We start from the raw sequence: 26343 nt of genomic DNA, 5'->3' as shown, positions 1-26343 counted from the left end.
CTTGTGTGGTGTTTTTTTTTTTTATTCCCCCCCCCCCCCCCCCCGGGGGGGGGGGGGGGGTGGGGGGGGGGGGGGGGGGGGGGGGGGGGGGCCCCCCCCCCCCCCGCGGAGGGTCTCCGGGAGGGGGAGGGGAACCTCGCGCCTCGGGGAGGGGGCCGCGCTAGTTGGCGGAGTTGGTCTTCTCCAGCTCGGCGACGACGCGGTCGGTCAGGGCCTCGCCCAGGGGGGCGTAGCCCAGCTCGCCGGCGAGGTCGCGGGCGCTCTGGTCGGTCAGCGCCCAGGTCCAGAAGTCGATGATCGCGTCGGCGTTGGCCTGCTCGTAGCCGCAGGTGTAGGTGAAGATCCAGTTGGAGCCGGCGATCGGGTAGCCGTCACCGCCGACGTTGTCGATCGCGAACTGGAAGTTGTCCGGGACCTCGACCTCCTCGGAGGCGGCCATGGTGGCCTCCAGGGTGGGCTCGATCGGGGTGCCGTCCTCGTTCACGATGTGGGCGACGGCCAGTCCGGCCTCCTGGGCGTAGGACTGGTTGACGTAGCCGATACCGCCGGGGTTCTGGGTGATGCCCTGGGTGACGCCGTCGTTCTGCTGGCCGCCGACCAGGCCGTCGGCCCAGTCGAGCTCCTTGCCCTCGCCGTACTCGTCGGCCCAGGACTCGACCTCGGTGGACAGGTAGTGGCTGAACACGTAGGTGGTGCCGGAGCTGTCGGAGCGGTGGACCGGGATGATCTCGTCGCTCGGCAGTTCCATGTCGGGGTTGAGCTCGGCGATCGCCGGGTCGTCGAAGGTGGTGATCTCGCGGGAGTAGATCCCGGCGATCGTCTCGGCGTCCAGGACCAGGCCGTCCAGGGCCTCGTTGCTGAACGCGATGACCACGGCGCCGAAGACCACCGGGAACTGGACGGCCTCGCAGCTGCGGGCCTCCTGGGCGGCGGCCAGGTCCTCGTCGTCCAGGGGCTCCTCGGAGGAGCCGAAGTCGACGGTCTGCTCCAGGAACTGCTCCACACCGGCACCGGAGCCGACGCTCTGGTAGTTGATCTGGACGCCGGGCTGGACGTCCTGGTTGTAGGTGTAGATCAGGTCCTGGAAGAGCGGGTCGGGGAAGCTGGCGCCCGCGCCGGTCAGCGAAGCGCTGAGCTGCTCGGCGGCAGCGTCACCGCCGGTGTCACCACCGGTGTCGCCTCCGCCGCCGCACGCAGTGGCGAGCAGGGGGATGGCCGCCAGGACGGCGAGCTTGGAACGCCCGTTGCGCATGTCGAAGTTCTCCTCGTTGAATCACCGCTGTCGGGGCTGACGTGAAACGACGTTAAACGCGGAGAAAGTCGTGTCGCCATCGAAATGGCAGACCTTCGGTGGAAGTCGGGTGAATGGAGGGTGAATGGTGGTCACATTCCGGTAACGAGCGGCGTGTGATGGTTCTGTGTCCGGGGTGTCGCCGTGGCGAATCCCACTGTGATGACCTGCGGGTATGCCAAGTAGAGCGGGGAGTGCGGGGTCATCGCGCCGATATTGGGGATTTTTCGATCATTCACTTTCGCGTGCGTCTTCGAGAGAAGTGACGCGAACATGAACAAGGGGTCGCCCCGGACGTGCCGGGGGACCCTTGGAGAAAGTTCAGAGCATGCTTATCCGCCGTTCGCAGTGTCCAATCGGTAGCCGATTCCGCGCACGGTGTGGATGAACCTCGGACGGGCCTCGGAGTCACCCAGCTTGTGACGCAGCCGGCGGATGTGCACGGCGATGGTGTTGTTCACCGGGGGCAGCGGCTTGTGCCAGACCTCGGTCCACAGCTCCTCGCGGCTGACCACCCGGCCGTGGTGGCGCAGCAGGAAGTCCATGATCCCGAACTCCCGAAGCGCCAGGTCCACCGGATGGCCGTCCACGAACAGCCGGTGCCCCAGGGCGTCCAGCTCCAGGGCGCCCGAGCGCAGCGACGTGCCGGGGCCGGAGACGTGCTCCAGGGAGTGGTGGCCGTCCACCCCCGGCAGCGAGCCGCGCAGCAGCGCGGCCAGCTCCGGGATGCGGTAGGGCCGGTTGACGCAGGCGGTGGCCCCGGCGGCCAGCGCGCGCAGCGCGCGCTGGGAGTCGCCGGGGCCCACTCCGATGAGGATCGGGATGTCGGTCGCGCGCCGGGTCACCCGCACCAGCGTCTCCAGGTCGACCTCGGGCGGGGTGGCGCTGGTGACGATCGTGTCCGGGCGCAGCAGCCCCACCCGCAGCAGGGCCTCGGCCCCGTCGACGCACACGGTGATGTCCACGTCGTGGCCGCTGAGCGAGAGCACCAGCTGGTGCGACTGCTCCGACTCCGGCTCCACCAGCAGGACCCGCAGCGGGCCTTCCGCGCGCTCCACCGCGTCGTCCGGGGCGCCCGCGGGACGGGGGACGGACGTGGAGGCGGGGAGCGCGGTCATGGTCATGGTTCCACTTCGTCGGGGAGGGCGTGTCGAAGAGGTCTGCGGGGCTTTCCGATCAGCCGAAGCGGCCGGAGATGTAGTCCTCGGTGCGCTGGTCGGCCGGCTTGCTGAAGATGGTGGCGGTCTCGTCGAACTCCACCAGGCTGCCGTAGCGCTCGCCCTTCTCGTCGACGCCCGCGGTGAAGAACGCGGTGCGGTCGGAGACGCGCGCGGCCTGCTGCATGTTGTGGGTGACGATGACGATCGTGTACTCGGCCGCCAGCTCGTACATCAGGTCCTCGATCTTGAGCGTGGCGATCGGGTCCAGTGCCGAGCACGGCTCGTCCATGAGGATGACCTCGGGGTTCACCGCGACGGTCCGCGCGATGCAGAGGCGCTGCTGCTGGCCGCCGGAGAGGGCGAAGGCGCTCTCCTTGAGCTTGTCCTTGACCTCGTCCCACAGGGCGGCCTTGGTGAGGGTCTCCTCGACCAGGTCGTCCATGTTGCCGCGCATGCCGTTGATGCGGGGTCCGTAGGCGACGTTGTCGTAGATCGACTTGGGGAACGGGTTGGGCTTCTGGAAGACCATCCCGATGCGCCGGCGGACCTCGATGGGGTCGACGTGCGGGGCGTACAGGTCCTCGCCGTGGTACTCGACCTTACCCTCGACGCGGGCGCCGGGGATGAGGTCGTTCATCCGGTTGAGCGTCCGCAGCACCGTGCTCTTGCCGCAGCCGGAGGGGCCGATCATCGCGGTGATCTGGCGCGGGCCGACCTTGAGGTCGACGTCGCGCACGGCCTTGTTGGAGCCGTAGTAGATGGAGAGGCCGGAGACGTCGAAGACGGGGTCTCCCAGCCCGGGCACCTCGCGGTTGTACCGGACGGTGTCGGGGGCGACTCCGCGACCGGAGTCGGTGCCACGAGTGGACGCGGTGTTGCTGATGGACATGGTGCCACTTCCGGGTCGGACGGTGCTTGCGGGCTCATGGGGGGTGAACCGCCGGGGCGCGGTCGAACCCATGCAAATATGTCCGGGTGAAGTGACGGTGAACGATCCCCGTGGCACGGATGAACGTGGGCGGTGGACTCGGATGTGTGATGACGCGGACCGTTGCCCGCCGGTCACCGAACCGCACGGATCGGTTCCGCGGAGTCGGATCCGGCCTGGTGAGCGGCCGGACGGGTCCGGACACGGCGGTGCCCCGGCCGCGGGGCCGGGGCACCGGTGCTCTGCGCGGGGCCGCCCGGTCAGGCGCCCGCTTCGCCGGACTGCTCGGCGATCTTCTGCCTGACCTCTTCCATGTCCAGCTCGCGGGCCTGGGTGATCAGGCTCTCCAGCGCCTCCGACGGCAGGGCGCCCGGCTCGCTGTAGATGACGGTCTGGTCCCGCACGATCATCAGGGTCGGGATGGACTGGATCTTGAACTCGAAGGCCAGCTCGCGCTGGGCCTCGGTGTCCACCTTGGCGTGCACGATGTCGGCGTTCTTCACCGAGGACTGCTCGAAGACCGGGGCGAACTGCCGGCAGGGACCGCACCAGTCCGCCCAGAAGTCGATGAGGACGAAGTCGTTGTCCTTCAGCGTGTCCGCGAAGTTGTCCTTGGTGAGTTCGACGGTGGCCACGGAATCTCCTGCATCTGTCGGTGTCGGACGGACCGGTCGGACCGGGCCGTCCTCCTCTTGGTGGACTACAGCGATCGTGCCCACTCGTTTGTTCCACATGCTCGCAGGGAGTACCCGGAGTCCGGACTGAACTGGAAGTTTCCTACACAACACGTGGTCAATACCTGTTTGGGTGGAAAGTGAAGATGGGGCTACGGTGGCGGGACAGGAGAGAAGAGGGGGACTCCGATGGGTGCTGACACGGCCGACGCGGACACCAAAGAGGGTGGAGACCCCGTCGACTACCGCTTCACCCTGGCCAACGAGCGCACCTTCCTCGCCTGGGTGCGCACCGCGCTGGCCCTGCTGGCCGGAGCGGTGGCCGTCCTGCACCTGCTCCCCCTGGGCTGGGACGCGGGGCCGCGCACGGTGGTCGGCCTGACCCTGGCCGTCCTGGCCGCGGTCATCACCGTCTACGCCCCGATGCGCTGGTACCGGGTCCAGCGCATCATGCGCGACGGCGGCACCCTGAGGATGAGCGTGCTGCCGCTGCTGACCACGTTCGCGGTGGGGCTGGTGTGCCTGGTGGTGCTTTTGGGGCATCTGTTGTGAGCAGTCCGATCGACCGGGAGGACCCGGGCCTACAGCCCGAGCGCACCCTGCTCGCGTGGCAGCGCACCCTGATCCTGCTGGTGGTGGTGGGGCTGCTGTTCCTGCGCGGCGAGCTGACCACCGGGGCGAACCCGATCCCCCAGGCGCCGCCCGTGGTCCGGATGGCGCTGATGATCGCCTTCCTGTTCGTCGCCGCCATCGTGGGCCTGCACCTGTGGCTGCGCTGGCGCCGCAGCCGCGAGGGCCTGCGCGATCCCGCCGGCACCGGCGGGCCGCCGCGCGCGGTGTCCGCGCCCTGGGCCATGGTCCTGCTGTGCGCGTCCGTCCTGGTGCTGGCCCTCGTCCAGATCGCGGCGGTGCTCGCCGGCTGACCGTGTCCCCGGTGCTCCCGTTCCGCGTGTCCGTGCCGGTGGCGGCCGGTGCCCGGGCTGCGACGGCGCGATGTGTGTCCCGGGTCGTGGCCGCGTCCTGCGCGTCCGCGCGCCCTCCGTGACCGGTGGCGGGTCGGCGTCAGTGTCAGTGTCTGCGGTCCGTCCGAGGACCGGACGGGGTCCCGGCGGGAGGGGCCACCGTCACGGCCCGTCCGCACCGCGGTCGGCCGCCGGTCCCGGAGGGCCGGGGCCCGTGCCTGCGGGCGGACGATCGTGTTCGCACGGTACGGGCGGTCGCCGCCCCCTGCGGGGCGCCGTCGTCTCTGCCGTCTCCCCGGGGCAGGGGGGAGAGCGGACCCCCTCGGCGGGGAGGTCTCCATGAGCGGGGATGGAGTGGGACGCCCTCGGCGGGCGAGAGGCGGGAGGTGTCCGCTCCGGACCCGGACCGGGCGGGAGCGGGCCGGTGCTAGGCGGGCTGCGGGACGGTGTCCTGCGCCCGGCGGTGCTCCACGATCGAGTTGATGATGGCGTTGAGGTCGCGGGTCGGCTCGTAGCCGATCAGGTCCTTGGCCAGCGAGGTGTCGGGGTAGCGGCGCTGCATGTCCTCGTAGCCCTCGCCGTAGGCCTCGTCGTAGTCGATGTAGACGATCTCGCTGTCCGAGCCGGTCAGCTCCACGACGCGGTCGGCCAGCCCCTTGATGGACACCTCCTCGTGCCCGCCCAGGTTGACCGCCCGGTTGTAGGCCGCCGGGGTGTCCATCAGCTCCAGCATGCCGGGCACCACGTCGAACACCGAGCCGAAGCAGCGGCGCTGCGTCCCGGTGCCGTAGACGGTGATGGGCCGGCCCGCGAGCGCCTGGTCGACGAACCGGGGCACGACCATGCCGTAGCGGCCGGTCTGGCGGGGCCCCACCACGTTGAAGAAGCGGGTGATCACGCACGGGACGCCGGACTCGGAGCCGTGCACGTAGGCCACCAGCTCGTCCAGCCCCTTGGCCGCGGCGTAGGACCAGCGGCTCTTGGTCGGCGAGCCGTAGATCCGGTCGTCGTCCTCCTTGAGCCCGTCGGCGTCGTTCTTGCCGTAGACCTCGCTGGTGGACGCGACCATGTAGGGCACCCGGTGGCGGACCGCGGCCTCCACCACGTTCTCGGTGCCGTGCAGGTTGATCCGCAGCGACCTCAGCGGCGCGTCGACGATGTTGTAGACGCCCACCGCCGCTGCCAGGTGGAACACCGTGTCGGCCTGCGAGACCAGGTCGTCGACCAGGTCCCGGTCCAGGATGTCCCCTTGTACGAAGCGGAACCCGGGTGAGCCCTCCAGTTGGACCAGGTTCTGTAGGGACCCGGTCGAAAGGTCGTCCAGGACGACCACCTCGTGCCCCTGTGCGACGAGGCGGTCGCACAGGTGGGAGCCGATGAAGCCGGCTCCTCCGGTGACCACAGCCTTCATGGTTTCCCCTCCATTTTCAGGCGTTGACTTGTTTCTTCACTGGGGAGATGACGCGAAATGGGATGGGTGGGGGGTTCCGGTGCCGGGGCGGGGCCCGGCGCCGCTCAGGCCAGACAGCGCAGGATGTGGAAGCCCTCGCCGAAGGCGACGCCGGCCTGCATGCCCCGCAGGACGGCCAGGCTGCGCAGGGTCAACTCCGAGCGGGTGTGCGGGTGCCGGTGGCTCTGCGACCCGTACAGCTCCATGCCGAGGAGTTTGTCCCCCACCTCCTTCTCGGACAGTTCCACGATGAGGTTGGGCGAGGGCGCCTGCTCCAGCCGCCACTGGTCGGCGGCCTCCTCGTAGGCGAGCACCAGGCGGGGGTGGTGGCGCAGCTCCCTGTCGGACGGGCGCAGGGCGGTGTGCACCGCCTCGGCCGTGGCCTGGTGGTCCTGGTTGTAGCTGGTCCGGTGGGGGGCGATGACCACGGTCGGGCGCAGCCGCGAGACGGCCAGCGGGCTGGTGCTCTCGATGATCTGGGTGAGCTCCACGCGGGGGACGGCGTCCAGCCTCAGGTGGTACTCGTCGCCGGGCAGCGCCATGTGCCAGTCGTCCCAGCGGAAGTGGTCGGCGACCTTCTTGATCTCCGCGTAGCGCTCCTCCGCGGTGGAGAAACCCTTCGGCGACTGGTCTGCGGTGTCCCCGACGGTCATGAACTGCACGAAGACCTCGGCGCCCTCGGCCTTGGCCTTGCTCATGAGGCCGCCGCAGCCGAGCGTCTCGTCGTCCGGGTGTGGTGCGAAGACCAGGATGCGTTCCTGGGACCAGTCCGTCGTCATGCTGGTTTCCCGTCCTTTACCGAGTGTTGGGGGCGCGCGCCCGCGAGCGGTGCGACTGCGGGGTGCCCCGGGTGACACGGCGGCCGCGGTGCCGCCACGGGGAGATCGGCTCGTGTGAGATCAGCTCTGTGCTCTCGCCCGACGGAGGATCTCCAGGGCGTCCGGACCCGCGTTGAGCAGCAGGTCGATCGCCGACAGCCGGGGGGCGAAGTCCTCGGGCTCCCGCTGGTGCTGGCGGTAGACCGGGTGCCGGAACCCCTGCCACTCGACGTCGATCCCGTAGCGGAGCAGGATCTGCGGGTCGAGGTAGCCCCGGGCCCCGTCGCCGGACAGCAGGACGTCCGCTCCGGTCTTCGCGCAGATCTGGGCCAGCAGCTCGGTCTTGCGGCCGGGGAAGTCACCGATCTCGCTCGCGCGCAGGACCGGCGTGTCGATGCCGAATCCGCGCATCACCATCCGCGTCGTGGCGATGGCCAGGGTCGCGAGGTCGTCCCACTCGGTCTCGTACAGGTGGGCGATTTCTTCCTTGTACTCGTTCCAGTAGGGCGTCTTGGGGTAACAGTGTTCTGCCAGTGCCTTGAGGTGCTTTGCCCTCCATTTCTGGTTGTTGTCAATCTCTTTGTCCAGAATGCGGTCGTCTCGACTGCCCTGGGTCACGGGAACCGTCAATAGCACCGGGCGGCCACGTCCGGCCACATAGTTCCGGTTCTGCCATCCGCGGCGCTCGAACTGCACCGTGTCGAGGAAGACGAAGAGGTCGCAACGGTCGAGTTTGTCGACCGTTCCCAGCCAGGGCAGGTAGTGCGGCTGGTGGATCGCCACCCGGACGCGTCGGCCCGGGGAGGTGTCCCGGCCGGTCAGCGGGCCGGAGCCGGGTTCTCGATCCGAGGCGGCGGGAGCAGGATCGGGTGATGGGGAAGCAGGGTCGCCGATCACGCCGGGCACTCTCCTTGTCTCCGTCCGTCTCGGAACACGTGGGCCCCCGCGTATCGGGGCCGTCCGGGGATAAACCGACGGCGCGTGCGCCCCCGGTCCCCGATCTCAAATATCTTCTAATGGGTACCACTTCACGCAAGCCCGTGTATACGATTTCCGTGGCCTACATAGGACGCGAACTCGGGTGAACCCCTCCAGGTGGCAGGGCGTCAACCTAACGCCGACTTAGCGGGTTATTGTCGGTCCGAAACCGCTGACTTTCGGGAGGGGTCCCAAGGCTGTGCGTATCGTGCGTTTCGTCGGCGGCCTGCTGATCGGGCTCATCGCCCTGGCACTTGCCGCCGCGCTCTTCGTCTTCTGGCTCGACTTCGCGACCGACATGGCCGCCGCGGCCGGACTCGGCCCCGTCGGGTACGTGTTCCTGTGGCTCGCCTTCGGCGCCAACCTTCTGCTCTGGACCGCCGTCGGGCTGCTGCGCCTGGGGGACGACTCCGTCCGCGCCGTGCTGCGGCGCGGCACCGCGGCCGACGAACGCCGGGCCGTCCGCTCCCGCGAGCGCGTCCTCGTCGGCGCCGGCGGCCCCTCCGGGGACGCCGGGACCGAGGGCGACCACGCCCCGGAGGCCGGGGACGGCCCCCGGGACGCCACCATCGCCGTGGTCATCCCCGCCCACAACGAGGAACCGGTCATCCACGGGGCCATCGGCTCGGCGCTGGGCCTGTTCCCCCGGTGGGACATCTACGTCGTGTCGGACTCCTCCAAGGACTCCACCGCCGAGATCGCCGCCAAGACCGGCGTCAACGTCCTGGAGCTGCTCACCAACCGCGGCAAGGCCGGGGCCATCGAGGCCGTCATCGAGGAGTTCGCGCTCACCGAGAACTACGACGGCGTGCTCATCCTCGACGCCGACACCGAGCTCGACAAGGGGTACGTCGACGGGGTCCGGCGCCAGCTGCGCGACCCCAAGGTCGCCGCCGTCGCCGGGTTCGTGGTGTCGGAGTGGAAGCCGCGGGAGCGGACCTTCGTCGGCCGGATGATCTCCGCCTACCGCGACCGCCTGTACTTCATGCTCCAGTACTTCATGCGGTTCGGGCAGACCTGGCGCGGCACCAACGCGTCGTTCATCGTCCCCGGCTTCGCCAGCGTGTACCGCAGCGAGGCGCTGCGGGAGATCGAGGTCAACCCCGAGGGCCTGGTCATCGAGGACTTCAACATGACGTTCGAGGTGCAGCACAAGCGCCTGGGGCGGATCTCGATGCGGCCGGACACCAAGGCCTACAGCCAGGACCCGTTCACGTTCTCCGACTACCGCAAGCAGGTGGGCCGGTGGACGCTGGGGTTCTGGCAGACGGTGCGCAGGCACGGGATCTGGCCCAGCACGTTCTGGGTGTTCCTCGGGCTGTACATCCTCGAGGTCGTGGTGGTCTCGGTCATCCTGCTGCTGACCACGGTCATCGCCGTGTTCGTCCTGATCGGCACCATCGCCGGGGAGGCGTTCGTGTCGGTGCCCCTCGTGGGGACGTCGTTCACGGCGGTCACGGCGTTCCTGCCGCTGACGGCGCTGGCCATGGGCCTGCTCATCCCCGACTACATGCTCACCTGCGTCATGGCCGCGATCCGGCGGCGGCCGTCGTACCTCGTGTACGGGCTGCTGTTCTTCCCGATCCGGGTGGTGGACGCCTTCATCACGCTCCGGATGATCCCGCGGGCCTGGACCGCCCGGTCGGACGGCCGGTGGGCCAGCCCCGACCGCGTCTCGAAGAAGTGACACCGTGCGGCGCGGGGGCGCCGCGCGGTGTGGGGGACGGCACGTGGCACCCCGGGGACGGCCGGTTTCGGACAGCGTTTAGCCTCGGGAAAGGGCCCCGGATCTCCGCGGGGTGCGAGACCGTCCGAGTGGGTGTGGAGCAACGGTGGACAAGAGCCGTGTGTCGTTGGGGTTGTACCGGGTGCTGGCCTATGTGACCGGTGTCTTCCTGCTGGGCCTGACCTTCGTGGCCATGCCCGCCAAGTACCTCATCGGGGAGACCGCGCGGTTCTCCCTGATGCCGGCGCCGTTCGGCCTGGACCACTGGTTCGGGCCCGAGTCGCCGCTGATGCTGTTCATCGCCATGCCGCACGGCTACATCTACATGGTGTACGTGCTGGTGGTGCTGTGGGTCGCCCTGGACCGCCGCTGGAGCGCGCCCAAGACGCTCGGTGTGGTGCTGGCCGGCACCATCCCGATCCTCGGCTTCGTGGTCGAGCACCGTGTCGTGAAGGCGGAGAAGGCGAAGGAGGCCGGGGCGGCCGCCCCGGCTCAGGAGCCCGCCGCCGCCGGCTGATCCCCGGGCCGTTCCCCCGGACCCGCGGCCTCCTCCGACCGGGCCCCCTCTGCCTCGGAGGGGGCCTTCGTGTCGTCGGACACCCGCGCGTCCGCCAGCTCGCGCCGCATCAGCAGGACCCAGAACACCAGCGCGGAGACGCCGAACATCGCCCACTGGAAGGTGTAGCTCAGGCTGCGCCAGTTGACCGTGAACCCGGTGGGCGGCTCGGGCGGCGGCACCGGCGTGAGGCCCTCGGCCGCCGGGTCGCCCTCGGGCAGGATGACGTACCCCTCGTAGAGGGGGTGGTCCCACTCGTTGACCAGCAGCGAGGTGGCGATCCGCTCCACCGTCCCGTCCTCGGTGGCGACCGGGGTGAACCCGCCGTCGGAGACCGGCGGCAGCAGCCAGCCGGTGACGGTCACCTCCCCGCCCGGGACCTCGGGGGCCGCGGCGCCCTCGGGGATCCAGCCGCGGTCGACGGTGACGGCCGCGCCGTCGTCGGTGACCAGCGGCAGGATGACGTCGTGGCCGCGGGCGCCGTCCTCGGTGCGCGGCACCAGCAGCGTCTCCTCGGGGGAGTAGCGTCCGGTGACGGTGACCGCCGTGTTGGCGAAGGTCTCCGGGTGCATGTACTCGCCGGGTTCGAGGAGGTCGTCCAGCGGCACGGCGCCGGCGAGGTCCTCCACCGGGTTGGTGATGACCTCGCGGTCCGGCTCGAAGGCGCGGACGAACTGCCAGGCGGTGCCGGCGACGCACACCGCGGCGACCAGGAGGATGCCGAGGTGGATGCCGAGCCATCGGGGACGGAGCAGCGGTGATCTCACCCGACCAGGCTATGTGCGCCTCCGGAGGAGTCGGTCATGACCCCGGGTTGACACTGCACGCGGTGGCTTGGGCCGGTATCGACGGAGGAATGGCGATCACTTTAAGTAAGTTCTCGTGACAGAGGGTTGTCTACCGAGGTCGGGGTGGGTAGTGTCTCTATCAACGCGGAACGACAAAGTCGCTCCGGGGCCCCAGGGCCGCCGAGCGCACCGAGCCGCCCGCGTGCGGACCTTCCAGGCCGCGACTCCAGGGGGGAGGAGTCGCAGGCCGCTTCCCAGGCGAGGGGCGCTTCCGTACTTTGAGGGGGGATGCGGAAGCGGCCCTCGCCGCCTTCGTGCGGCGGGGTGCGCCTTCGGGCGCACCCCGTACGCATGCCCGGGGTCACCGCCCGGGGTCACTGTGCGGCGGTCGCGGCGCGGCGGGCCTGGGGGAGCGTGTAGGCGAGGGCGACGCCGAAGCAGGCGGAGAGGGTGACGCCCAGCAGCAGGTCGGTGAGGACGGCGGCGAAGCCCATGCCGACCGCCAGTCCGAGGGAGAGTCCGAGGGTCCAGTCCGGGGAGGTGCTCTGTGTCTTCGTCATGTGCACCATCCTCGCCGCCGGGCCGCGGGGCCGGTAGGCGCCGTTGTCACCGGCCCGGGATGACGGTTGTCACCCCGGGCGCCGGCATCCCTCACATGTCCTGTTCGGGGGCGGTGCGGGGGCTCAGCCCATGGTCTTCTGGCCGTCGAAGGACTCGCGGATGATGTCGGCGTGGCCGCAGTGCTGGGCGGTCTCTCGGAGGATGTGCAGGAGCACGTCGCGGACCGACCAGGAGGCGCCCTGCTCGAACCACGGGGCCTCCGGGAGCGGGTGGCTCTTCTCCAGGTCGGGCAGGGAGAGGACGTACTCCTCGGTCGCGGCCGCGACGAGGTCGTAGCGGGCGAGGGTGCCCTCCAGGGTCTCGCCGTCCAGCAGGTTGAAGCTGTCGGCCTGCTCCTGCCAGGAGGCCGGGTCCTCGTAGTCGACCGGCTCGGCGGGCGGGCCGTCCTGGGCGAACCGGATCCAGTTCTCCTCCATCTGCGTCACGTGCTTGACCAGGCCCGCCAGCGTCAGCTCGCTGTCGGTGGTGCGCCGGGTGGCCTGGTGGTCGTCCAGCCCCCTGACCGCGAACCGCAGGAAGTCGCGCTGGTCCGCGAGCATCTTCAGGATGGAGGTGCGCTCGGTGTCCGTCGCCATCGTGGCCGCCTTCTCTCTTCGCCGTCTCGGTGGTACCACCCTAGAAAGCGTGGAGGTCAGGTTCTGTCCTCCACCGGCGGCGGATACCGGTGGCCTCCCGGCGCTTGCGGATACCCTGGCGTTCTGGCGACCCGGAGGCCCCATGACCATTCCGCTCCAGTACCGGATCGACGGACCGCGGCACGCGCCCGTCGTGCTGCTCGTGCCGCCGTTCGGCACCACCATGTCGGTGTGGGAGCCGCAGATGCCCGAGCTGACCCGCAACCGCCGGGTCCTGCGGATCGACCACCGCGGCCACGGCTCCTCGCCGGCCGCGGCCGGCTCGTGCGGCATCGAGGACCTCGCGCTGGACGTGCTGGCGCTGCTGGAGAAGCTGGACCTGGCACGGGTGTCGGCGGTGGGCGCCGGGTTCGCCGCCTCGCTGGTGGTGTGGATCGCCGCCAACTCGCCGCGCACCCTGGAGCGGATCGCCCTGCTGGCCGCGGCGCCGCGCACGCCCCCCGCGCACCGGTGGAGCCGGCTGGCGGATCGGGCGCGCGAGGCCGGGATGGAGTCGGTGCTGGCCGACGTGTCGCTGCCGTGGTTCACCCCCGACATGGGGCGGGAGCGCCCCGACGTGGTGGAGCGGTTCACCGACGAGCTGGGCCGGATCGACCCGGCGACGTTCGCCTCGGTGTGCGACGCGGTGCACGCGATGGACCAGCGGCACCTGGTCGCGGGCGTGCGGGTGCCCGCCCTGGTCGTGTCGGCCGCGCACGATCCCCTGCTGCCGCCCGGGCACGGGCGCAGGCTCGCCGACGGCATCGCCGACTCCCGGTTCGAGGTCGTCGCGGGAGCCGCGCACCTGCTCGGTGTGGAGCGGGCGGACCGGGTCAACGAGCTGCTGGTGGAGCACGTGGCCCCGTGACTCAGATGAGCGGGCGGCTGACCTCCAGCAGGTAGCCGTCCGGGTCGCGGAAGTGGGCGGCGCGGATCCCCCACGCCGTCCAGTCGCGCGGCGCCATCACCTGGCGCGCCCCGGCGGCGACCAGCCGGGCGGCGGTGGCGTCCACGTCGTCCACCTCGAACACCACGGCCATGCGGTCCTGGTGGGGCAGTCCGGGGTCGGCCGTGTCGGTCTCCAGCGCCTCGGCCATGACCTCGCGCTGGTTGAGCGCCAGGCGGGTGGTGGAGTCCACGTCGAACTCGGCGTAGCGGCTGTGCTCGTCACCGCGCAGCACGGGGAGCTTGAGCACGTCGGAGTAGAACCGGAAGCAGGCTTCGTAGTCGTCGACCAGTAGGCGGATGTAGCTGCAGCGCATCTCGGGGGCCTCCCAGCGGGGTCTGCGGTCGTCGGCACCAGTGTGGCGCCTCGGGGTGACGCCCTTCCTGAGTATCCGTACCCGGTTTCCGGGTCCAGGGGGGTGCCGACACGGTGGCGGGGGGATTTCCCGCTGCCGTCCGGATGCGGCCACGTCCCTGCGCCGAACTGTGCCTTCGCCGGGGATAGTCCATGTGCGGCGGTCCGTACCATCTCTACTTTCATATGTAGTGCTTGTTCTGTCTGATGTAGTACATGTACTATCAACCGCAGTAGAGAGACGATGAAGGAGGTGCGGCCATGGCGGAAGCCGGTGTGCGATCGGTGGCCCGAGAGGTGTCGTACGGGACCCCCGAGCCGGCCGCGATCACCGTTCGCGGCCTGCGCATGAACTACGGGGCCACCGAGGTCCTGCGCGGTGTCGACCTGACCGCCCGCCGCGGCGAGGTCGTCGCCCTGCTCGGCCCCAACGGGGCCGGCAAGACCACCACCGTCGAGATCCTGGAGGGCTTCCGGGCCCGTTCCGCCGGCGAGGTCGAGGTGCTCGGCTCGGACCCGGCCCGAGGCGACGAGCGCTGGCGGTCCCGGATCGGCGTGGTCATGCAGTCCTGGCGCGACCACGCCGCCTGGAGGGTGCGCGACCTCGTCGACCACTTCGGCCGCTTCCACGCCCCCTACTCCGAGCCCGGCCGCCCGCGCCCCTACGACACCGACGAACTGCTGGAGTCCCTGGGCCTGGCCGAGCACGCCCACAAGCGGCTGCGCACCCTCTCCGGCGGCCAGCGGCGCCGCGTCGACGTCGCTCTGGGCCTGGTCGGCCGCCCCGAGCTGCTCTTCCTCGACGAGCCCACCACCGGCCTGGACCCCCAGGCCCGGCGCGACTTCCACGAGCTGGTCCACCGGCTCACCGACGAGGACGACACCACCGTCCTGCTCACCACCCACGACCTGGCCGAGGCGGAGAAGCTCGCCGACCGCGTCCTCATCCTCGCGGGCGGGCGCATCGTCGCCGACGGCAGCGCAGACCGGCTCTCCTCCCTGGTCGGCATGCAGAGCGAGGTCACCTGGAGCGTCGGCGGGGAGCGCCACGTGCACGCCACCGACGCCCCGGCCCGGCACATCGCCGAGCTGTACCGGGTGCACGGGGACGGGATCACCGACCTCAAGGTCCTGCGCCCCTCGCTGGAGGAGGTCTACCTGGACCTGGTCCAGCGCTCCGAGTCCGGCGACGCCGAGCGCGCCGCCGCCGAGTTCGCCGAGGAGATCCGATGAACCCCACCGCCCACGCCGTCCGCACCGGGTTCTCGCGCGGCTGGACCGAGTTCAAGAACTCGTTCGCCAACGCGGGCGAGGTGATCGGCGGCTACTTCGCGATGCCCCTCGTCTTCGTCGCCCTCACCCTGTTCGTGGGGGACGACACGGTGGAGGGCGCGGACGTCCCGGTCGCCGCGATGATGATGACCGGCGGCGTGACGATGCTGCTGCTCATGCTCGGCACCGCCACGGTCGCCCAGGTCATCGGCAGCGAACGCGAGGACGGGACCCTGCTGCGGGCCCGCGTCGCGCCCAACGGGATGGTCGGCTACGCGGTGGCCAAGACCTGGCACCTCGTCACCATGTCCGCGGCCGCCATGGCGTTCATGCTGCTGCCCGGCCTCCTCCTCGTCGACGGGTTCGCCGTCCAGGGGGTGTCCGGCGTGTTCACCCTGCTCTGGGTGTCGCTGCTGTCCATGACCGCCCTCGCGCCGATCGGCGCGATCATCGGGGCCACCCTGAGCAACCCGCGCACCGGCGTCGGCGTGATCATGCTGCCCGTCATGGGGCTGACCATGGTCTCCGGGGTCATGTTCCCGATCTCGGTGATGCCCTCCTGGCTCCAGACGCTCGCCCAGGTCTTCCCCGTCTACTGGTCCGGCATGGGCGTGCGCGCCGCGCTGCTCCCCGAGGCCCACGCCGCAGCCGAGCTCGCGGGGACCTGGCAGCTGCCGCAAGCCGCCGGGGTTCTGGCACTGTGGTCCGTGGTCGGGTTCGTGGCCGCGCAGTGGGTGCTGCGCCGGATGACCCGCAAGACGTCGGGATCGAGGGTCCAGCAGGCCCGGGAGAAGGCGATGCAGCGTGCCTACTGAGGAGAAGAAGGGCGGGGGCGGCCGCCGCGGCAGGGCGGCGGCCGGACCGGCCGAGGCCATCTACAACCGCATCGCGATGCTGCGGGCGGAGCGGGACGTCTCGCGGCGCCAGCTCGCCGAGGCGCTCGGGGTGCACTACCAGACGGTGGGCTACCTGGAGCGGGGCGAGTACAGCCCCAGCCTCCACCTGGCCCTGAGGATCGCCCGCTACTTCGAGGTCCCGGTGGAGGTCGTGTTCTCCACCGAGCCGTTCCCCCGCATCGGCGGTTGAGCCGCCGCACCCGACCGCACCACCACGAAGGATCGCCATGTTCATCGGACAGCCGAACAGCCGGACCCAGGAGCGCATCCGCTCCATGATCGAGAACCCGCGGCGCCGGGCGTTCTGGGCGGCGCGCTCGCGCCGCCGCGCGGCGGTGGCCGTCTTCGTCGCCCTCACCCTGGCGGCGGCCCTCTTCCTCGCCCTGCCCCTGGTCGTCGGCGCCTCGCTGTCGTTCGCCGGGATCGCCGGGTTCGTCGGGCTGCTGCTCGTGAGCGCGGTGCTGTCGACCCACATCAACATCGCCGCCCGCTGGGTGGTGGGCTACCACGGCCTGGACGAGTTCCAGCGGGCGGAGATGGACCGGGCCACCCGCCTCGGCCACCACGTGACGGCCGCCCTGGCGACCCTGCTGGTCGCGGTGACCGCCGGGTTCGCCACGGCGGCGCCCGGAACGGACATGGGGGCCGAGCTGCCGCTGGCCGTGCTGGCGCCGCTGGTGGTGGTCACCACGATGGCCCACGCCGCGTTCCCGGCCTGCTACCTGGCCTGGACCCGCCCCGACGAGCTCCCCGACGACGAGGACTGACGGCCGGGACCCCGGCGCGAAAAGGAGCACCATGAACACCCCCCGCCGTTCTGCCGACCTGTCCGACACGATCCTTCTCGAGAAGCTCGAGGAGCCCGGTGCCCGGGCCGTCTGGGCCCGCCGTTCCACCCGCCTGCGCCTGGTCGCGCTGGTTCTGGCCCTGACCCTGCTCGGCACGGCCGCGTTCGCCGTCATGGTGACCGCGCGGACGGGCGCGCTCGTCATCGCTTCGGCGCTGGCGCTGATCGTTGTGCTGGCCCTCCACACGTCCTTCGCTCAGCGGTTGAACGCCGGAGCCCGCGTGCTCAGGGGCTACGAGCGGGTGGTGGACGAGCGCCAGCGCGCGGAGATCGACCACGCCCGAGCCCTGGGCCACACGGTGACCGGTCGGGCGATGGCGGCCCTGGTGATGCTGGGCGGGATCGCCCACCTGGTCGCCGGGGACGTCCTGGGCGCGGTGGTGGAGGTGCCGGTCGGCCTGGCCGCCGCAGTCGCGTGGGTCGTGCTGGCGCTTCACAACCTTTTCCCCGCCTGCCATCTGGCCTGGGTCCAGCCCGATGAGGAGTGACGGATTTCCCCGTCAGCGCCTTGCCGCGTGGCGCCGACCGGTAGAACGGGTGCTGTGCGCGTATTCACCGAGGCCGAAGCCTCGAAGTGCTTCTGGGACCTGCTCGCAGCGGTGGAGGGCGGGGAGGTTGTGACCGTCACCCGTGAGGGCCGTCCCGTCGCCGAGATGTCGAAATACCGTCGGTGTGCGCTCACCGCCGGATCCGCGGAGCGACCTGGCGGGGAGCGCACGGACGGGGCCGGTCACCAGATGTCGGGGCCGGCCCAGCCGTAGGTGTCGCGGTGGGAGACGGCGGCGAGCTCGTCCTCGGAGAGGACGCGGGGCTCGCCGAGCCGGCGGGCGCGCAGGTAGGCGGCGCACAGCCAGTCGAGCAGGCGCAGGTTCTCCAGGGCGTGCTCCAGGCCCCGGCCCAGGGCGACCCCGCCGTGGTCGGCCAGCAGCGCGGCGTCGCGGCCCTTGAGGGCCTTGACCGCCTGGTCGGCGATGTCGCCGCTGCCGTAGAGGGTGTACGGGGTCACCGCGATCGCCCCGCCCAGGGCCGCGGCGCGGTGGTGGATCGGCGGCAGTTCGGCCAGCACCGAGGACACGGCGACGGTGTCGGCCGTGAACGCGTTGACCACGGCGCTCGTCTCCCGCCCGTGGTCGGCGGTCCGCCGGTGCACGGCCATGTGCAGGGTGGTCTCGGCCGCCGGGTCGCGGCGGCCCTCCAGCATCCGGTCGTCCAGCGCCATCACCGGGCAGTCGGCGGGCTGGACCTGGTCCAGGGGGACCCCGTGCGGGGTGACGACGACCAGGTCCCCGTTGCGGACGCTGAGGGTGGCGGATTCGCCGGGGGCGATACCGGGGAGTGCGGCGAGGGTCCGGGCGGCCAGGCAGACGTCCCGTCGTTCCTGCTCCAACAACATCTGGCGACTTCCTCGAGGGTGCGCGGTCGGACCCTGGGCGGGCCGTCGGTGCCGGACGCCCGTGAGCCGGGCGAACCACTTAGGTACACCTAAATGTACGTCAAAGTCTCTTCCCCGTATTCCCCAGGCCCGGGCGTGGGCTCCGCCCCCGACCGCCGCGGCGTGTGGTTCCTTACGCCTGGGTCACGTGGTGCGGACCACGGGTGACGACGCCTCTTGCGGTCATTCGCGCTGTTCAGGGCCTGTTCGTGGGCATTGTGACGCAGGTGCCCCATGGGGAGAGGTTGTTTGTGACCAGCGAACGAGGGCACACCGGGCCCGTGAACGAACGGCATGACACCCTCCCCGAGGCGCCCTACCTGGCGCCCCCGGGCTCGACCCGCGCCACCAGCATCCACATCGACGGGCAGTGGCGGGCCGCCCGCGACGGCCGGGTGCGGGAGATCATCGACCCCGCCGACGCGTCGGTGCTGACCGTCGTCAGCGAGGGCGGCCGGGCCGACACCGAGGACGCGATCGCCGCCGCCGGGCGGGCCTTCGCCGGCCCGTGGCGCGGCACCGCGGCGGGCGAGCGCGCCCGCCTGCTGGAGCGCATCGCCGACCTCCTCCAGCGGGACCGGGCCGACATCGCCCTGGCGGAGTCCCTCGACACCGGCAAGACGGTGGAGGAGGGCGGCATCGACGTCGACGACGTCACCGGGGTCTTCCGCTACTACGCGGGCCTGGCCGACAAGGACGCCGGCCGCCTGGTGTCCGCGCCCGAGGGGGTGCAGAGCCGGATCGTGTACGAACCCGTCGGCGTCTGCGGCCTCATCACCCCGTGGAACTACCCGCTGCTCCAGCTCTCCTGGAAGCTCGCCCCGGCCCTGGCCGCCGGGAACACCTGCGTGATCAAGCCCACCGAGGTCACCCCCGTCACCAGCCTCAAGCTCATGGAGCTGGTGGTGGAGGCGGGCGTCCCCGCCGGGGTCGTCAACCTGGTCACCGGCAGCGGGCCCGAGGCGGGCGCGCCCCTGTCGGAGCACCCCGGCGTGGACCTGGTGTCCTTCACCGGCGGCCTGGCCACCGGCCGGCTGATCATGGCCGCCGCCGCGCCCACGGTCAAGAGGGTCGCGCTGGAACTGGGCGGCAAGAACCCCAACATCGTCTTCCCGGACGTGGACCTGGACACCGCCGTGGACCATGCCCTCTCCGCCGCGTTCTTCCACTCCGGCCAGGTCTGCTCGGCCGGGGCCCGGCTCATCGTGCACGAGGACGTCCACGACGCCTTCACCGCCGAGCTGGCCCGCCGCGCCGACGCCATCCGCATCGGTCGCGGCCAGGACGAGGGGGTGCGCTGCGGCCCGCTGGTGTCGGAGCGGCACCGCGCCAAGGTCGAGGCCGCCGTCGCCCGCGGCGTCGAGGAGGGCGCGCGCATCATCGCGGGAGGCAAGCGCCCCGACGAGCCCGGGCTCCGGGACGGCTACTTCTACCGCCCCACCGTGTTCGTCGACTGCGACCGCTCCATGGACATCGTGCAGACCGAGGTGTTCGGCCCGGTCGTCACCGTCGAGCGCTTCCGCACCGAGGAGGAGGCGATCGCCCTGGGCAACGACACCGACTACGGGCTCTCCGGCGGCGTGTGGACGGACGACACCGCGCGCGGCGAGCGCGTGGCGGCGGCCCTGCGCCACGGCACCGTCTGGATCAACGACTACGGCCCCTACTTCCCCGGAGCCGAGTGGGGAGGCTTCGGCCGCAGCGGCATCGGCCGCGAACTCGGCCCGTCCGGGCTCGCCGAGTACCGGGAGGCCAAGCACATCTACCGCAACCTGGCACCCGAACCGCAGCGCTGGTTCGGCTGACCGCGAAGGCACGGGCCGGTTTCCCCGCCATCCCCCGGCAGAACAACGAGAGGAATCACGCCGTGTCCCACGACCGGACCTACGACTACGTGATCGTCGGCGGCGGCACCGCGGGGTCGGTGCTCGCCGACCGCCTCACCGAGGACCCCGACACCACCGTCTGCCTGATCGAGGGCGGCCCCGACGACCGGGACCTGGAGCACGTGCTCCGCCTGCGCGACTGGCTGGGCGTCCTCGACGGCGACCTCGACCTGAAGTACACGACCACCGAGCAGCCCCGCGGCAACTCGCACATCCTCCACTCGCGGGCCCGCGTGCTGGGCGGGTGCTCCTCCCACAACACGCTCATCAGCTTCCGGCCCTTCGCCGAGGACCTCGACGACTGGGTGGCCGCCGGGGCCGAGGGCTGGGACAACGCCACCGTGCAGTCCTACGCCGACCGGATCAAGTGCAACATCGTCCCGGTCGCCGACAAGGACCGCAACACCATGGTCCGCGACTGGGTGGAGTCCGCGGCGAAGGCCGCCGGGGTCCCGGTCGTCGAGGACTTCAACGCGCTGACCTCGCACGGCGGTGGGTTCTCCGGGGGCGCCGGGTTCCTGTCCATCGCCTACGACCCCTACACCGGGTACCGCTCCTCGGCGTCGGTCGCCTACCTGCACCCGGTCATGGACGTGCGCGACAACCTCACCGTCCTATTGGAGACCTGGGTGGACAGGGTCGTCCTGGACGGGGACCGCGCCACCGGGGTGGAGGCGACGGACGGGGACGGGACCCGTGTCTCGGTGTCGGCGCGGCGCGAGGTGATCCTGTGCGCGGGCGCCGTCGACACGCCCCGGCTGCTGCTGCTCTCCGGCATCGGCGACACCGCGCACCTGCGCGAGGTCGGGGTGGAACCCCGCCACGACCTGCCGGGCGTGGGCGAGAACCTGCTCGACCACCCCGAGTCGATCATCATGTGGAGGACGAGCAGGCCGGTCCCGCGGAACACGGTGATGCACTCCGACGCCGCGCTGTTCGTCCGGCGCGACGGCTCCGATCCGCGCCCGGACCTGATGTTCCACATCTACCAGGTCCCCTTCGACGACAACACGAAGCGGCTGGGCTACACCTCCCCGCCCGACGGATACGCGGTCTGCATGACCCCGAACATCCCGCGCTCGCGCTCGCGCGGCCGCCTCTACCTGACCAGCGCGGACCCCCGGGACAAGCCCGCCCTGGACTTCCGGTACTTCACCGACCCCGACGGCTACGACGAGCGGACCATCGTCGACGGCCTCAAGCTCGCCCGGAGGGTGGCCGAGGCCGAGCCGTTCCGCTCCTGGATCGAGGCCGAGGTCGCCCCCGGCCCCGGGGTGCGGACCGACGAGGAGCTGTCGGAGTACGGCCGCCGCGCCGCCCACACCGTCTACCACCCGGCGGGCACCTGCCGGATGGGCGCCGCCGACGACCCGATGGCCGTGGTCGACCCGCGGCTGCGGGTGCGGGGCCTGCGCGGGCTGCGGATCGCCGACGCGTCCGTCTTCCCGACCCTGCCCACTCCCAACCCCATGGTCACGGTCCTGGCCCTGGGCGAGCGCGCCGCCGACCTGGTGCGCGAGGACCACCGCCGCGAGGAGGCCCGATGAGCGCCCCGACGACCGAACCCGCCACGCCGCCGGGCGGCGGGCGGGACGTCACCTTCTCCGTCCGCAACCTGTGGAAGATCTTCGGCAGGAACGCCGACACCGTCATCGGCAGCGGGCTGGAGCGGGCCGACCGGGACCGGATCAGGGAGGAGACCGGCTGCACCGTCGCTGTGCGCGACGTCTCCTTCGACGTCCGGCCCGGTGAGATCTTCGTGGTCATGGGCCTGTCCGGCTCGGGAAAGTCCACGCTCATCCGCTGCCTGACCCGCCTGATCGAGCCCACGTCGGGGCAGGTCCTGCTCGACGGCGAGGACATCGGCGAGGCCACCCCGCAGCGGCTGCGCGAGCTGCGCCGCCACAAGATCGCCATGGTCTTCCAGCACTTCGGGCTGCTGCCCAACCGCAGGATCATCGACAACGTGGCCTACGGCCTGGAGGTGCGCGGCATGGCGCGCCCCGAACGCTACGAGCGGGCCGAGCAGATGATCGGCATGGTCGGCCTGTCGGGCTACGAGGACTCCCGGCCGGGCGAGCTGTCCGGCGGCATGCAGCAGCGCGTCGGCCTGGCCCGCGCGCTGGCGGTGGACCCCGAGGTGCTGCTGTTCGACGAGCCGTTCAGCGCCCTGGACCCGCTCATCCGCCGCGACATGCAGCAGGAGGTCGTCCGGCTCCAGCGCGAGCTGGCCAAGACCTCGGTGTTCATCACCCACGACCTCCAGGAGGCGCTCAAGCTGGGCGACCGCATCGCCATCATGCGCGACGGCGAACTCGTCCAAGTGGGAACCCCGGAGGAGGTGGTGGGGCGGCCGGCCGACGCGTACGTCGCCGACTTCACCTCCGACGTCGCCCGCACCACCGTGCTCACGGCCCGCTGGCTGGTGCGCGACCCCTTCCCCGAGGAGAGCACCGACGGGCCGGTGACCGAACCCGGCACCGTGCTGGCGGAGGTGCTGCCGATGCTCGCCGCCAGCACCGCCCCGGTTCGGGTGGTGGAGGACGGCCGGCTGCTCGGCTACGTGGGCCGCGACGACGTGCTGCGCGCCATCGCCGAGGACCAGCTGGCCGACGCCTCCGTGGCCGCCGCCATCGAGGAGGAGACGGTGGGCGAGCTGTCCGAGGACCTCGTCGACCACGGCTCCGACAACCCCGCGGCCGACACCGCCCCGGACGGCCCGCATGGCCCCACCGGTCTTGGCGCCTCCGGTAGTCCTGTCGGACCCACCAGTCCAGGCGGGCCCGGTGGCCCAGGCGGGCCCGGTGGCCCCACCGATCCCGGTGGCCCCACCGATCCCGGTGGCCCCGATGACCCCCTTGGCTCTGGTGGCCTCACCGGCCCCGACGATCCTGGTGGCCCCGACCGCCTGGGAGGTCCCACCGACACCGGCGGCTCCGGCCGGTCGGGGGAAGGCGGTCCGGCAGGGGCCTCGGCGGTGCCGGCGCCTCCTGGGGCCCCGGCGGCCTCCGGCTCCCCGGACGGCCCGGAGGCCCCGGGCTCCCGGCGGGTCCCGCAGGCCCCGGCCGGGACCGACCCCGCGGGGCACGGGGGTCCCGCGCCGACCGGGTCGGGTGGCTGACATGGCCGTGACGACCCCGGCGGGGGGAGCCGGAGCGTCCGACCCGATGCTCCGGGAACGGGCGGGCCGGCCCCGGGCGTCCGCGCGCCGGGACCCGGCCGCGGCGCTGCGGTCCCCGTGGGTCCTGGCGCCGGCGGTGTTCGCCGTCCTGGTGGCGGGATACTGGGCGGCGCGCCTGGCCTGGGGCGGCGGACCCGGCTTCCCGACCGGCACCGGTGAGCGGTTCATGGCGTGGCTGGACGGGATCTACGCCTGGATCGTCGTCAACCGCAACGACAGCCCGCTGTTCCTGTACTTCTTCAACTACATCTCGGTGGGGCTGGGATCGGCCGTCGTGCTGATCAACCGGTTCCTGGAGTTCCTGACCTGGCCCGGGGTGACCGTGCTCGGCACCATCGTCGCCTGGCGGGTGGCCGGGTGGCGGATCGCGCTGCTGGTCCTGGCCACCTTCGGGGTGTTCGCCCTGACCGGGCTGTGGGACGAGTCGATGCGGACGCTGGCGCTGATCATCACCTCGGTGTCCATCGCCCTGCTGGTCGGCGTCCCGCTGGGCGTCCTGGCGGGGCGCAGTGACGGCTTCCACCGGGCGGTCCGGCCGGTGCTGGACTTCATGCAGATCATGCCGGCGTTCGCGTACCTGCTGCCGTTCGTGCTGCTGTTCGGCATCGGCGACCCGGCGGCGGCCGTGGTCACCGCGGTCTACGCGATCCCGCCCGCGGTGCGCATCACCGCCCTGGCCATCCGCGAGGTGCCCCGGGGCGCGATCGAGGCGACCACCTCGCTGGGGTCGACGCCCTGGCAGATCCTCACCAAGGTGCAGCTGCCCAGCGCCCGGCGCACCATCCTGCTGGGCGTCAACCAGACCATCATGCTGGCCGTGTCCATGGTCGTCATCGCGTCGGTCATCGGCGCGGGCGGCCTGGGCGACGCCATCTACCAGGCCCTCTCCAAGGTCAACGTGGGGCAGGCGCTCCAGGCCGGGCTGGCGATCGTCATGCTCGCCATCGCCATGGACCGGGTGACCGGCGCCGTCGGGCACGGCTCGCGGGGTGCGAACAGGCTTCCCGAGCGGTACCGGCTGCCGCTGCTGGGGGCCGACCTCGCCGTCCTCATCACCACCGTGGCGGTGTGCCGCCTGGTGGGGGTGGAGGGCTGGCCGCGCGACCTGTCCGTCGACATCAGCGGCCCGGTGAACGCCTTCGAGGACTGGCTCCAGGCGGTGGTCGGCCCGTTCACCACGGCGCTGGGCACGTGGACCCTGGACTGGGTGCTGGGCCCGCTGAGCGAGCTGCTGGGCGGCTCGCCCTGGTGGCTGGTGATCCTGTGCGCCACCGCGCTGGGGTGGGTCTTCGGGGGGTGGCGCGTCGCGCTGGTCTCCGCCGGGTCGTTCGCGGTCGTCGGCCTGCTCGGGGTGTGGGACAACGCCATGGACACGCTGTCCCAGGTGCTGGTGGCGTCGGTGCTCACCGTCGCGCTGGGCGTGGTCGTCGGGGTGCTGATGTCGCGCAGCGACGTGTTCGCCGCGATCCTGCGGCCCGTTCTGGACGCCATGCAGACCCTGCCGCCGTTCGTGTACCTCATCCCGGCGGTGGCGCTGTTCGGCATCGGGCGGGTGCCCGCCCTGGTGGCGGCGGTCATCTTCGCGCTGCCGCCGGTGATCCGGCTGGTCGACGACGGGATCCGGGGGGTGTCCCCGGCCTCGCTGGAGGCGGCCGCCTCCCAGGGCTCCACGCGGTGGCAGCTGCTGACCAAGGTCGAGCTTCCGCTGGCGCGCGGCTCGCTGCTGCTCGCCGTCAACCAGGGGCTCATCCTGGTGCTGTCCATGGTGGTCATGGGCGCCCTGGTGGGCGCCGGGTCGCTGGGCTTCGACGTGGTGTTCGGCCTGGCGCAGAACGAGCTGGGGCTGGGTCTGGCCTCGGGCCTGGCCATCGTGTGCCTGGGCCTGTTCCTGGACCGGGTCACCCAGGGAAGGAGGGTGCAGCGTGCGTAGGGGACCCCTCGTCAGGATCCTGGCGGCCGCGACCGCGGCGGCCCTGGTCTCCTCCTGCGCGGTGCGCACCGACCAGCTCGCCCGGGACCCGGGCACGGTGCGCATGGCGCTCAACGGCTGGGTGGGCTACGAGGCCAGCGCCGAGGTGCTCGCGTACATCCTCCGCGAGGAGATGGACTACCAGGTGCAGCTGGTCCGGGTGGACGAGCAGCCGTCCTGGCAGGCCATCGACCAGGGCGTCATCGACGTCATCGTGGAGAACTGGGGCCACGAGGACCTCATGGAGCTGTACGGCCCCGAGGGCAACGGCACCGCGGTCGACGGCGGCCCCAACGGCAACGAGGGCGTGATCGGCTGGTACGTGCCCGCCTACGTGGCGGAGGAGTACCCGGAGATCACCACGCTGGAGGGGCTGCGGGAGAACACCGACGTCTTCCGCACCGCCGAGACCGGGGACCGGGGGGAGTTCCTGGGCGGCGCGCCCGGGTTCGTCACCCAGGACCAGGGGATGATCAACGCCTTCGGTCTGGACCTGGAGATCGTGTTCGCCGGGTCCGAGCCCGCGCAGATCACCGAGGTGCGGCGGCGGTACGCGGCCAGGGAGCCGGTGCTCTTCTACTTCTACGACCCGCAGTGGCTCCAGGAGGAGCTGGACCTGGTCAAGATCGACCTGCCGGACCACGAGGAGGGCTGCGACGCCGACCCGGACTCGGTGCCCTGCGACTACCCGGCCTACGACCTGAACAAGATCTTCCGGGCCGGGTTCGTTGAGGAGAACGACCCCGCCTACCGGTTCCTCGACAACTGGACGTGGACCAACGCGGACCAGAACGAGGTGGCCCGGATGATCGCCGACGAGGGCCTGGACCCCACCGAGGCGGCCGAGATCTGGGTCCGGGAGAACCCGGACGTGTGGCGGCCGTGGCTCCCGGAGGGCTTCGGGAACCGCTGACCGCGGTGTGAGGGGCGGGTCGCGGTTGCGACGCGGCCCGGTCACGGCAGGCATGACGAGGGGTTTCGGGGGAATCGGGGT

General features: G+C 71.4%; 26 protein-coding genes and 1 pseudogene. 15 read left to right on the top strand and 12 right to left on the bottom strand.

The genetic code is table 11. The annotated features are described in order from the left end of the window. Nucleotides 1-160: 160 nt before the first annotated feature. The 4 genes from pstS to trxA all read right to left on the bottom strand — a co-directional run bounded on the left by pstS (nucleotide 161) and on the right by trxA (nucleotide 4014). Nucleotides 161-1252: a phosphate ABC transporter substrate-binding protein PstS gene (gene pstS / locus ACFVNO_RS19030; protein ID WP_220564290.1), complete on the bottom strand. Its 1092-nt coding sequence runs from the start codon at nucleotides 1250-1252 to the stop codon at nucleotides 161-163. Nucleotides 1253-1623: 371 nt separating this feature from the next. Beyond that, the gene (locus ACFVNO_RS19025) at nucleotides 1624-2409 is read right to left on the bottom strand and encodes a response regulator transcription factor (protein ID WP_220565451.1); all 786 of its coding nucleotides are present in this window, start codon (nucleotides 2407-2409) and stop codon (nucleotides 1624-1626) included. Nucleotides 2410-2467: 58 nt separating this feature from the next. Next, a complete protein-coding gene (gene pstB, locus ACFVNO_RS19020; protein WP_355257761.1) occupies nucleotides 2468-3340 on the bottom strand; it encodes a phosphate ABC transporter ATP-binding protein PstB in 873 nt (290 codons plus the stop codon). Between the two features lie 299 nt (nucleotides 3341-3639). After that, nucleotides 3640-4014, bottom strand: coding sequence for a thioredoxin (gene trxA / locus ACFVNO_RS19015; RefSeq protein WP_220564292.1), 375 nt, complete (start codon nucleotides 4012-4014; stop codon nucleotides 3640-3642). Between the two features lie 228 nt (nucleotides 4015-4242). Between trxA and ACFVNO_RS19010 the strand changes: the two genes are divergently transcribed. Next, nucleotides 4243-4605, top strand: coding sequence for a YidH family protein (locus ACFVNO_RS19010; RefSeq protein ID WP_220564293.1), 363 nt, complete (start codon nucleotides 4243-4245; stop codon nucleotides 4603-4605). Then, nucleotides 4602-4976 carry a DUF202 domain-containing protein gene (locus tag ACFVNO_RS19005; protein ID WP_355257756.1) on the top strand — a complete coding sequence of 125 codons (375 nt, stop codon included), beginning with the start codon at nucleotides 4602-4604 and terminating at the stop codon, nucleotides 4974-4976. Before ACFVNO_RS19010 ends, ACFVNO_RS19005 begins: the two co-directional genes overlap by 4 nt. Nucleotides 4977-5442: 466 nt before the next feature. Here ACFVNO_RS19005 and ACFVNO_RS19000 read toward each other — a convergent pair whose 3' ends face one another. The 3 genes from ACFVNO_RS19000 to ACFVNO_RS18990 all read right to left on the bottom strand — a co-directional run bounded on the left by ACFVNO_RS19000 (nucleotide 5443) and on the right by ACFVNO_RS18990 (nucleotide 8066). Next, entirely contained in the window at nucleotides 5443-6426 is a 984-nt protein-coding gene (locus tag ACFVNO_RS19000) for an NAD(P)-dependent oxidoreductase (RefSeq protein ID WP_355257753.1), read from the bottom strand. 104 nt (nucleotides 6427-6530) lie between these two features. Next, nucleotides 6531-7244: a PIG-L deacetylase family protein gene (locus tag ACFVNO_RS18995; protein ID WP_220564296.1), complete on the bottom strand. Its 714-nt coding sequence runs from the start codon at nucleotides 7242-7244 to the stop codon at nucleotides 6531-6533. A 120-nt stretch (nucleotides 7245-7364) separates the two neighbouring features. Further along, on the bottom strand, nucleotides 7365-8066 hold the full coding sequence (locus ACFVNO_RS18990) for a WbqC family protein (RefSeq protein WP_378894289.1): 702 nt from the start codon (nucleotides 8064-8066) through the stop codon (nucleotides 7365-7367). Nucleotides 8067-8460: 394 nt separating this feature from the next. On the opposite strand from ACFVNO_RS18990, the gene ACFVNO_RS18985 reads away from it, so the two are divergent. Continuing rightward, complete coding sequence (locus ACFVNO_RS18985; RefSeq protein ID WP_355257749.1) at nucleotides 8461-9948, top strand: glycosyltransferase; 1488 nt, start codon at nucleotides 8461-8463, stop codon at nucleotides 9946-9948. Between the two features lie 145 nt (nucleotides 9949-10093). Beyond that, a complete protein-coding gene (locus ACFVNO_RS18980; RefSeq protein ID WP_355257746.1) occupies nucleotides 10094-10504 on the top strand; it encodes a DUF3817 domain-containing protein in 411 nt (136 codons plus the stop codon). Here the strand turns inward: ACFVNO_RS18980 and ACFVNO_RS18975 are convergent. The 3 genes from ACFVNO_RS18975 to ACFVNO_RS18965 all read right to left on the bottom strand — a co-directional run bounded on the left by ACFVNO_RS18975 (nucleotide 10480) and on the right by ACFVNO_RS18965 (nucleotide 12527). After that, nucleotides 10480-11310 carry an SURF1 family protein gene (locus ACFVNO_RS18975; protein ID WP_378894160.1) on the bottom strand — a complete coding sequence of 277 codons (831 nt, stop codon included), beginning with the start codon at nucleotides 11308-11310 and terminating at the stop codon, nucleotides 10480-10482. The two genes, ACFVNO_RS18980 and ACFVNO_RS18975, sit on opposite strands and share 25 nt — an antisense overlap. Nucleotides 11311-11705: 395 nt before the next feature. Continuing rightward, nucleotides 11706-11891 carry a hypothetical protein gene (locus ACFVNO_RS18970; protein WP_255646955.1) on the bottom strand — a complete coding sequence of 62 codons (186 nt, stop codon included), beginning with the start codon at nucleotides 11889-11891 and terminating at the stop codon, nucleotides 11706-11708. Between the two features lie 123 nt (nucleotides 11892-12014). Beyond that, nucleotides 12015-12527, bottom strand: a complete 513-nt coding sequence (locus tag ACFVNO_RS18965; protein WP_220564302.1) for a DinB family protein — start codon at nucleotides 12525-12527, stop codon at nucleotides 12015-12017. Between the two features lie 142 nt (nucleotides 12528-12669). Here ACFVNO_RS18965 and ACFVNO_RS18960 point away from each other — a divergent pair, with 142 nt between their 5' ends. After that, nucleotides 12670-13434 (top strand): alpha/beta fold hydrolase, encoded by a 765-nt coding sequence (locus ACFVNO_RS18960; protein ID WP_220564303.1) that lies wholly within the window; start codon nucleotides 12670-12672, stop codon nucleotides 13432-13434. Nucleotide 13435: 1 nt separating this feature from the next. On the opposite strand, the gene ACFVNO_RS18955 is transcribed toward ACFVNO_RS18960, so the two are convergent. Next, complete coding sequence (locus tag ACFVNO_RS18955; protein ID WP_220564304.1) at nucleotides 13436-13828, bottom strand: VOC family protein; 393 nt, start codon at nucleotides 13826-13828, stop codon at nucleotides 13436-13438. Nucleotides 13829-14127: 299 nt separating this feature from the next. On the opposite strand from ACFVNO_RS18955, the gene ACFVNO_RS18950 reads away from it, so the two are divergent. From ACFVNO_RS18950 to ACFVNO_RS18930, 5 genes are read left to right on the top strand one after another with little or no spacing between them, the layout of a single operon-like run. Then, entirely contained in the window at nucleotides 14128-15099 is a 972-nt protein-coding gene (locus tag ACFVNO_RS18950; protein WP_378894155.1) for an ABC transporter ATP-binding protein, read from the top strand. Continuing rightward, nucleotides 15096-15953 (top strand): ABC transporter permease, encoded by an 858-nt coding sequence (locus tag ACFVNO_RS18945; protein ID WP_355257738.1) that lies wholly within the window; start codon nucleotides 15096-15098, stop codon nucleotides 15951-15953. The genes ACFVNO_RS18950 and ACFVNO_RS18945 overlap by 4 nt, the downstream gene beginning before the upstream one ends. Further along, nucleotides 15943-16224, top strand: coding sequence for a helix-turn-helix transcriptional regulator (locus ACFVNO_RS18940; RefSeq protein WP_355257735.1), 282 nt, complete (start codon nucleotides 15943-15945; stop codon nucleotides 16222-16224). The genes ACFVNO_RS18945 and ACFVNO_RS18940 overlap by 11 nt, the downstream gene beginning before the upstream one ends. Nucleotides 16225-16261: 37 nt before the next feature. Further along, nucleotides 16262-16801, top strand: coding sequence for a hypothetical protein (locus ACFVNO_RS18935; protein WP_355257733.1), 540 nt, complete (start codon nucleotides 16262-16264; stop codon nucleotides 16799-16801). 31 nt (nucleotides 16802-16832) lie between these two features. Beyond that, nucleotides 16833-17369 (top strand): hypothetical protein, encoded by a 537-nt coding sequence (locus tag ACFVNO_RS18930; protein WP_355257730.1) that lies wholly within the window; start codon nucleotides 16833-16835, stop codon nucleotides 17367-17369. A gap of 242 nt (nucleotides 17370-17611) precedes the next feature. Here the strand turns inward: ACFVNO_RS18930 and ACFVNO_RS18925 are convergent, their stop codons facing one another. Continuing rightward, nucleotides 17612-18274: a class II aldolase/adducin family protein gene (locus ACFVNO_RS18925; protein ID WP_378894149.1), complete on the bottom strand. Its 663-nt coding sequence runs from the start codon at nucleotides 18272-18274 to the stop codon at nucleotides 17612-17614. 320 nt (nucleotides 18275-18594) lie between these two features. Here ACFVNO_RS18925 and ACFVNO_RS18920 point away from each other — a divergent pair, with 320 nt between their 5' ends. From ACFVNO_RS18920 to ACFVNO_RS18900, 5 genes and pseudogenes are all read left to right on the top strand, one after another. Continuing rightward, entirely contained in the window at nucleotides 18595-20118 is a 1524-nt protein-coding gene (locus ACFVNO_RS18920; RefSeq protein WP_355257724.1) for an aldehyde dehydrogenase family protein, read from the top strand. A gap of 62 nt (nucleotides 20119-20180) precedes the next feature. Further along, complete coding sequence (locus ACFVNO_RS18915; protein WP_378894145.1) at nucleotides 20181-21746, top strand: GMC family oxidoreductase; 1566 nt, start codon at nucleotides 20181-20183, stop codon at nucleotides 21744-21746. Further along, nucleotides 21743-22918: pseudogene (locus tag ACFVNO_RS18910) on the top strand (glycine betaine/L-proline ABC transporter ATP-binding protein); the annotation flags it as partial. The gene ACFVNO_RS18915 and the pseudogene ACFVNO_RS18910, both read left to right, overlap by 4 nt. 394 nt (nucleotides 22919-23312) lie before the next feature. After that, nucleotides 23313-25310 (top strand): ABC transporter permease, encoded by a 1998-nt coding sequence (locus ACFVNO_RS18905; protein ID WP_378894142.1) that lies wholly within the window; start codon nucleotides 23313-23315, stop codon nucleotides 25308-25310. Beyond that, the gene (locus tag ACFVNO_RS18900) at nucleotides 25303-26262 is read left to right on the top strand and encodes an ABC transporter substrate-binding protein (RefSeq protein WP_378894139.1); all 960 of its coding nucleotides are present in this window, start codon (nucleotides 25303-25305) and stop codon (nucleotides 26260-26262) included. The genes ACFVNO_RS18905 and ACFVNO_RS18900 overlap by 8 nt, the downstream gene beginning before the upstream one ends. Nucleotides 26263-26343 lie beyond the last annotated feature (81 nt).

It is taken from the genome of Nocardiopsis sp. NPDC057823 (assembly GCF_042797335.1).
In the GTDB taxonomy this organism is placed as follows: domain Bacteria; phylum Actinomycetota; class Actinomycetes; order Streptosporangiales; family Streptosporangiaceae; genus Nocardiopsis; species Nocardiopsis changdeensis.
The sequence above is the reverse complement of the archived record's forward strand: the minus strand, read 5'-3'. Positions and strand labels throughout refer to the sequence as shown.

What these genes read in the sequence shown, in the direction of transcription:
- ACFVNO_RS18950 (WP_378894155.1), top strand. Translation starts at nt 14,128, where the DNA reads ATGGCGGAAGCCGGTGTGCGATCGGTGGCCCGAGAGGTGTCGTACGGG.
- ACFVNO_RS19000 (WP_355257753.1), bottom strand. Translation starts at nt 6,426, where the DNA reads ATGAAGGCTGTGGTCACCGGAGGAGCCGGCTTCATCGGCTCCCACCTG.
- ACFVNO_RS18960 (WP_220564303.1), top strand. Translation starts at nt 12,670, where the DNA reads ATGACCATTCCGCTCCAGTACCGGATCGACGGACCGCGGCACGCGCCC.
- ACFVNO_RS19010 (WP_220564293.1), top strand. Translation starts at nt 4,243, where the DNA reads ATGGGTGCTGACACGGCCGACGCGGACACCAAAGAGGGTGGAGACCCC.
- pstB (WP_355257761.1), bottom strand. Translation starts at nt 3,340, where the DNA reads ATGTCCATCAGCAACACCGCGTCCACTCGTGGCACCGACTCCGGTCGC.
- ACFVNO_RS18930 (WP_355257730.1), top strand. Translation starts at nt 16,833, where the DNA reads ATGAACACCCCCCGCCGTTCTGCCGACCTGTCCGACACGATCCTTCTC.
- ACFVNO_RS18995 (WP_220564296.1), bottom strand. Translation starts at nt 7,244, where the DNA reads ATGACGACGGACTGGTCCCAGGAACGCATCCTGGTCTTCGCACCACAC.
- ACFVNO_RS18955 (WP_220564304.1), bottom strand. Translation starts at nt 13,828, where the DNA reads ATGCGCTGCAGCTACATCCGCCTACTGGTCGACGACTACGAAGCCTGC.
- ACFVNO_RS18945 (WP_355257738.1), top strand. Translation starts at nt 15,096, where the DNA reads ATGAACCCCACCGCCCACGCCGTCCGCACCGGGTTCTCGCGCGGCTGG.
- pstS (WP_220564290.1), bottom strand. Translation starts at nt 1,252, where the DNA reads ATGCGCAACGGGCGTTCCAAGCTCGCCGTCCTGGCGGCCATCCCCCTG.
- ACFVNO_RS19025 (WP_220565451.1), bottom strand. Translation starts at nt 2,409, where the DNA reads ATGACCGCGCTCCCCGCCTCCACGTCCGTCCCCCGTCCCGCGGGCGCC.
- ACFVNO_RS18925 (WP_378894149.1), bottom strand. Translation starts at nt 18,274, where the DNA reads ATGTTGTTGGAGCAGGAACGACGGGACGTCTGCCTGGCCGCCCGGACC.
- ACFVNO_RS18965 (WP_220564302.1), bottom strand. Translation starts at nt 12,527, where the DNA reads ATGGCGACGGACACCGAGCGCACCTCCATCCTGAAGATGCTCGCGGAC.
- ACFVNO_RS18970 (WP_255646955.1), bottom strand. Translation starts at nt 11,891, where the DNA reads ATGACGAAGACACAGAGCACCTCCCCGGACTGGACCCTCGGACTCTCC.
- ACFVNO_RS18935 (WP_355257733.1), top strand. Translation starts at nt 16,262, where the DNA reads ATGTTCATCGGACAGCCGAACAGCCGGACCCAGGAGCGCATCCGCTCC.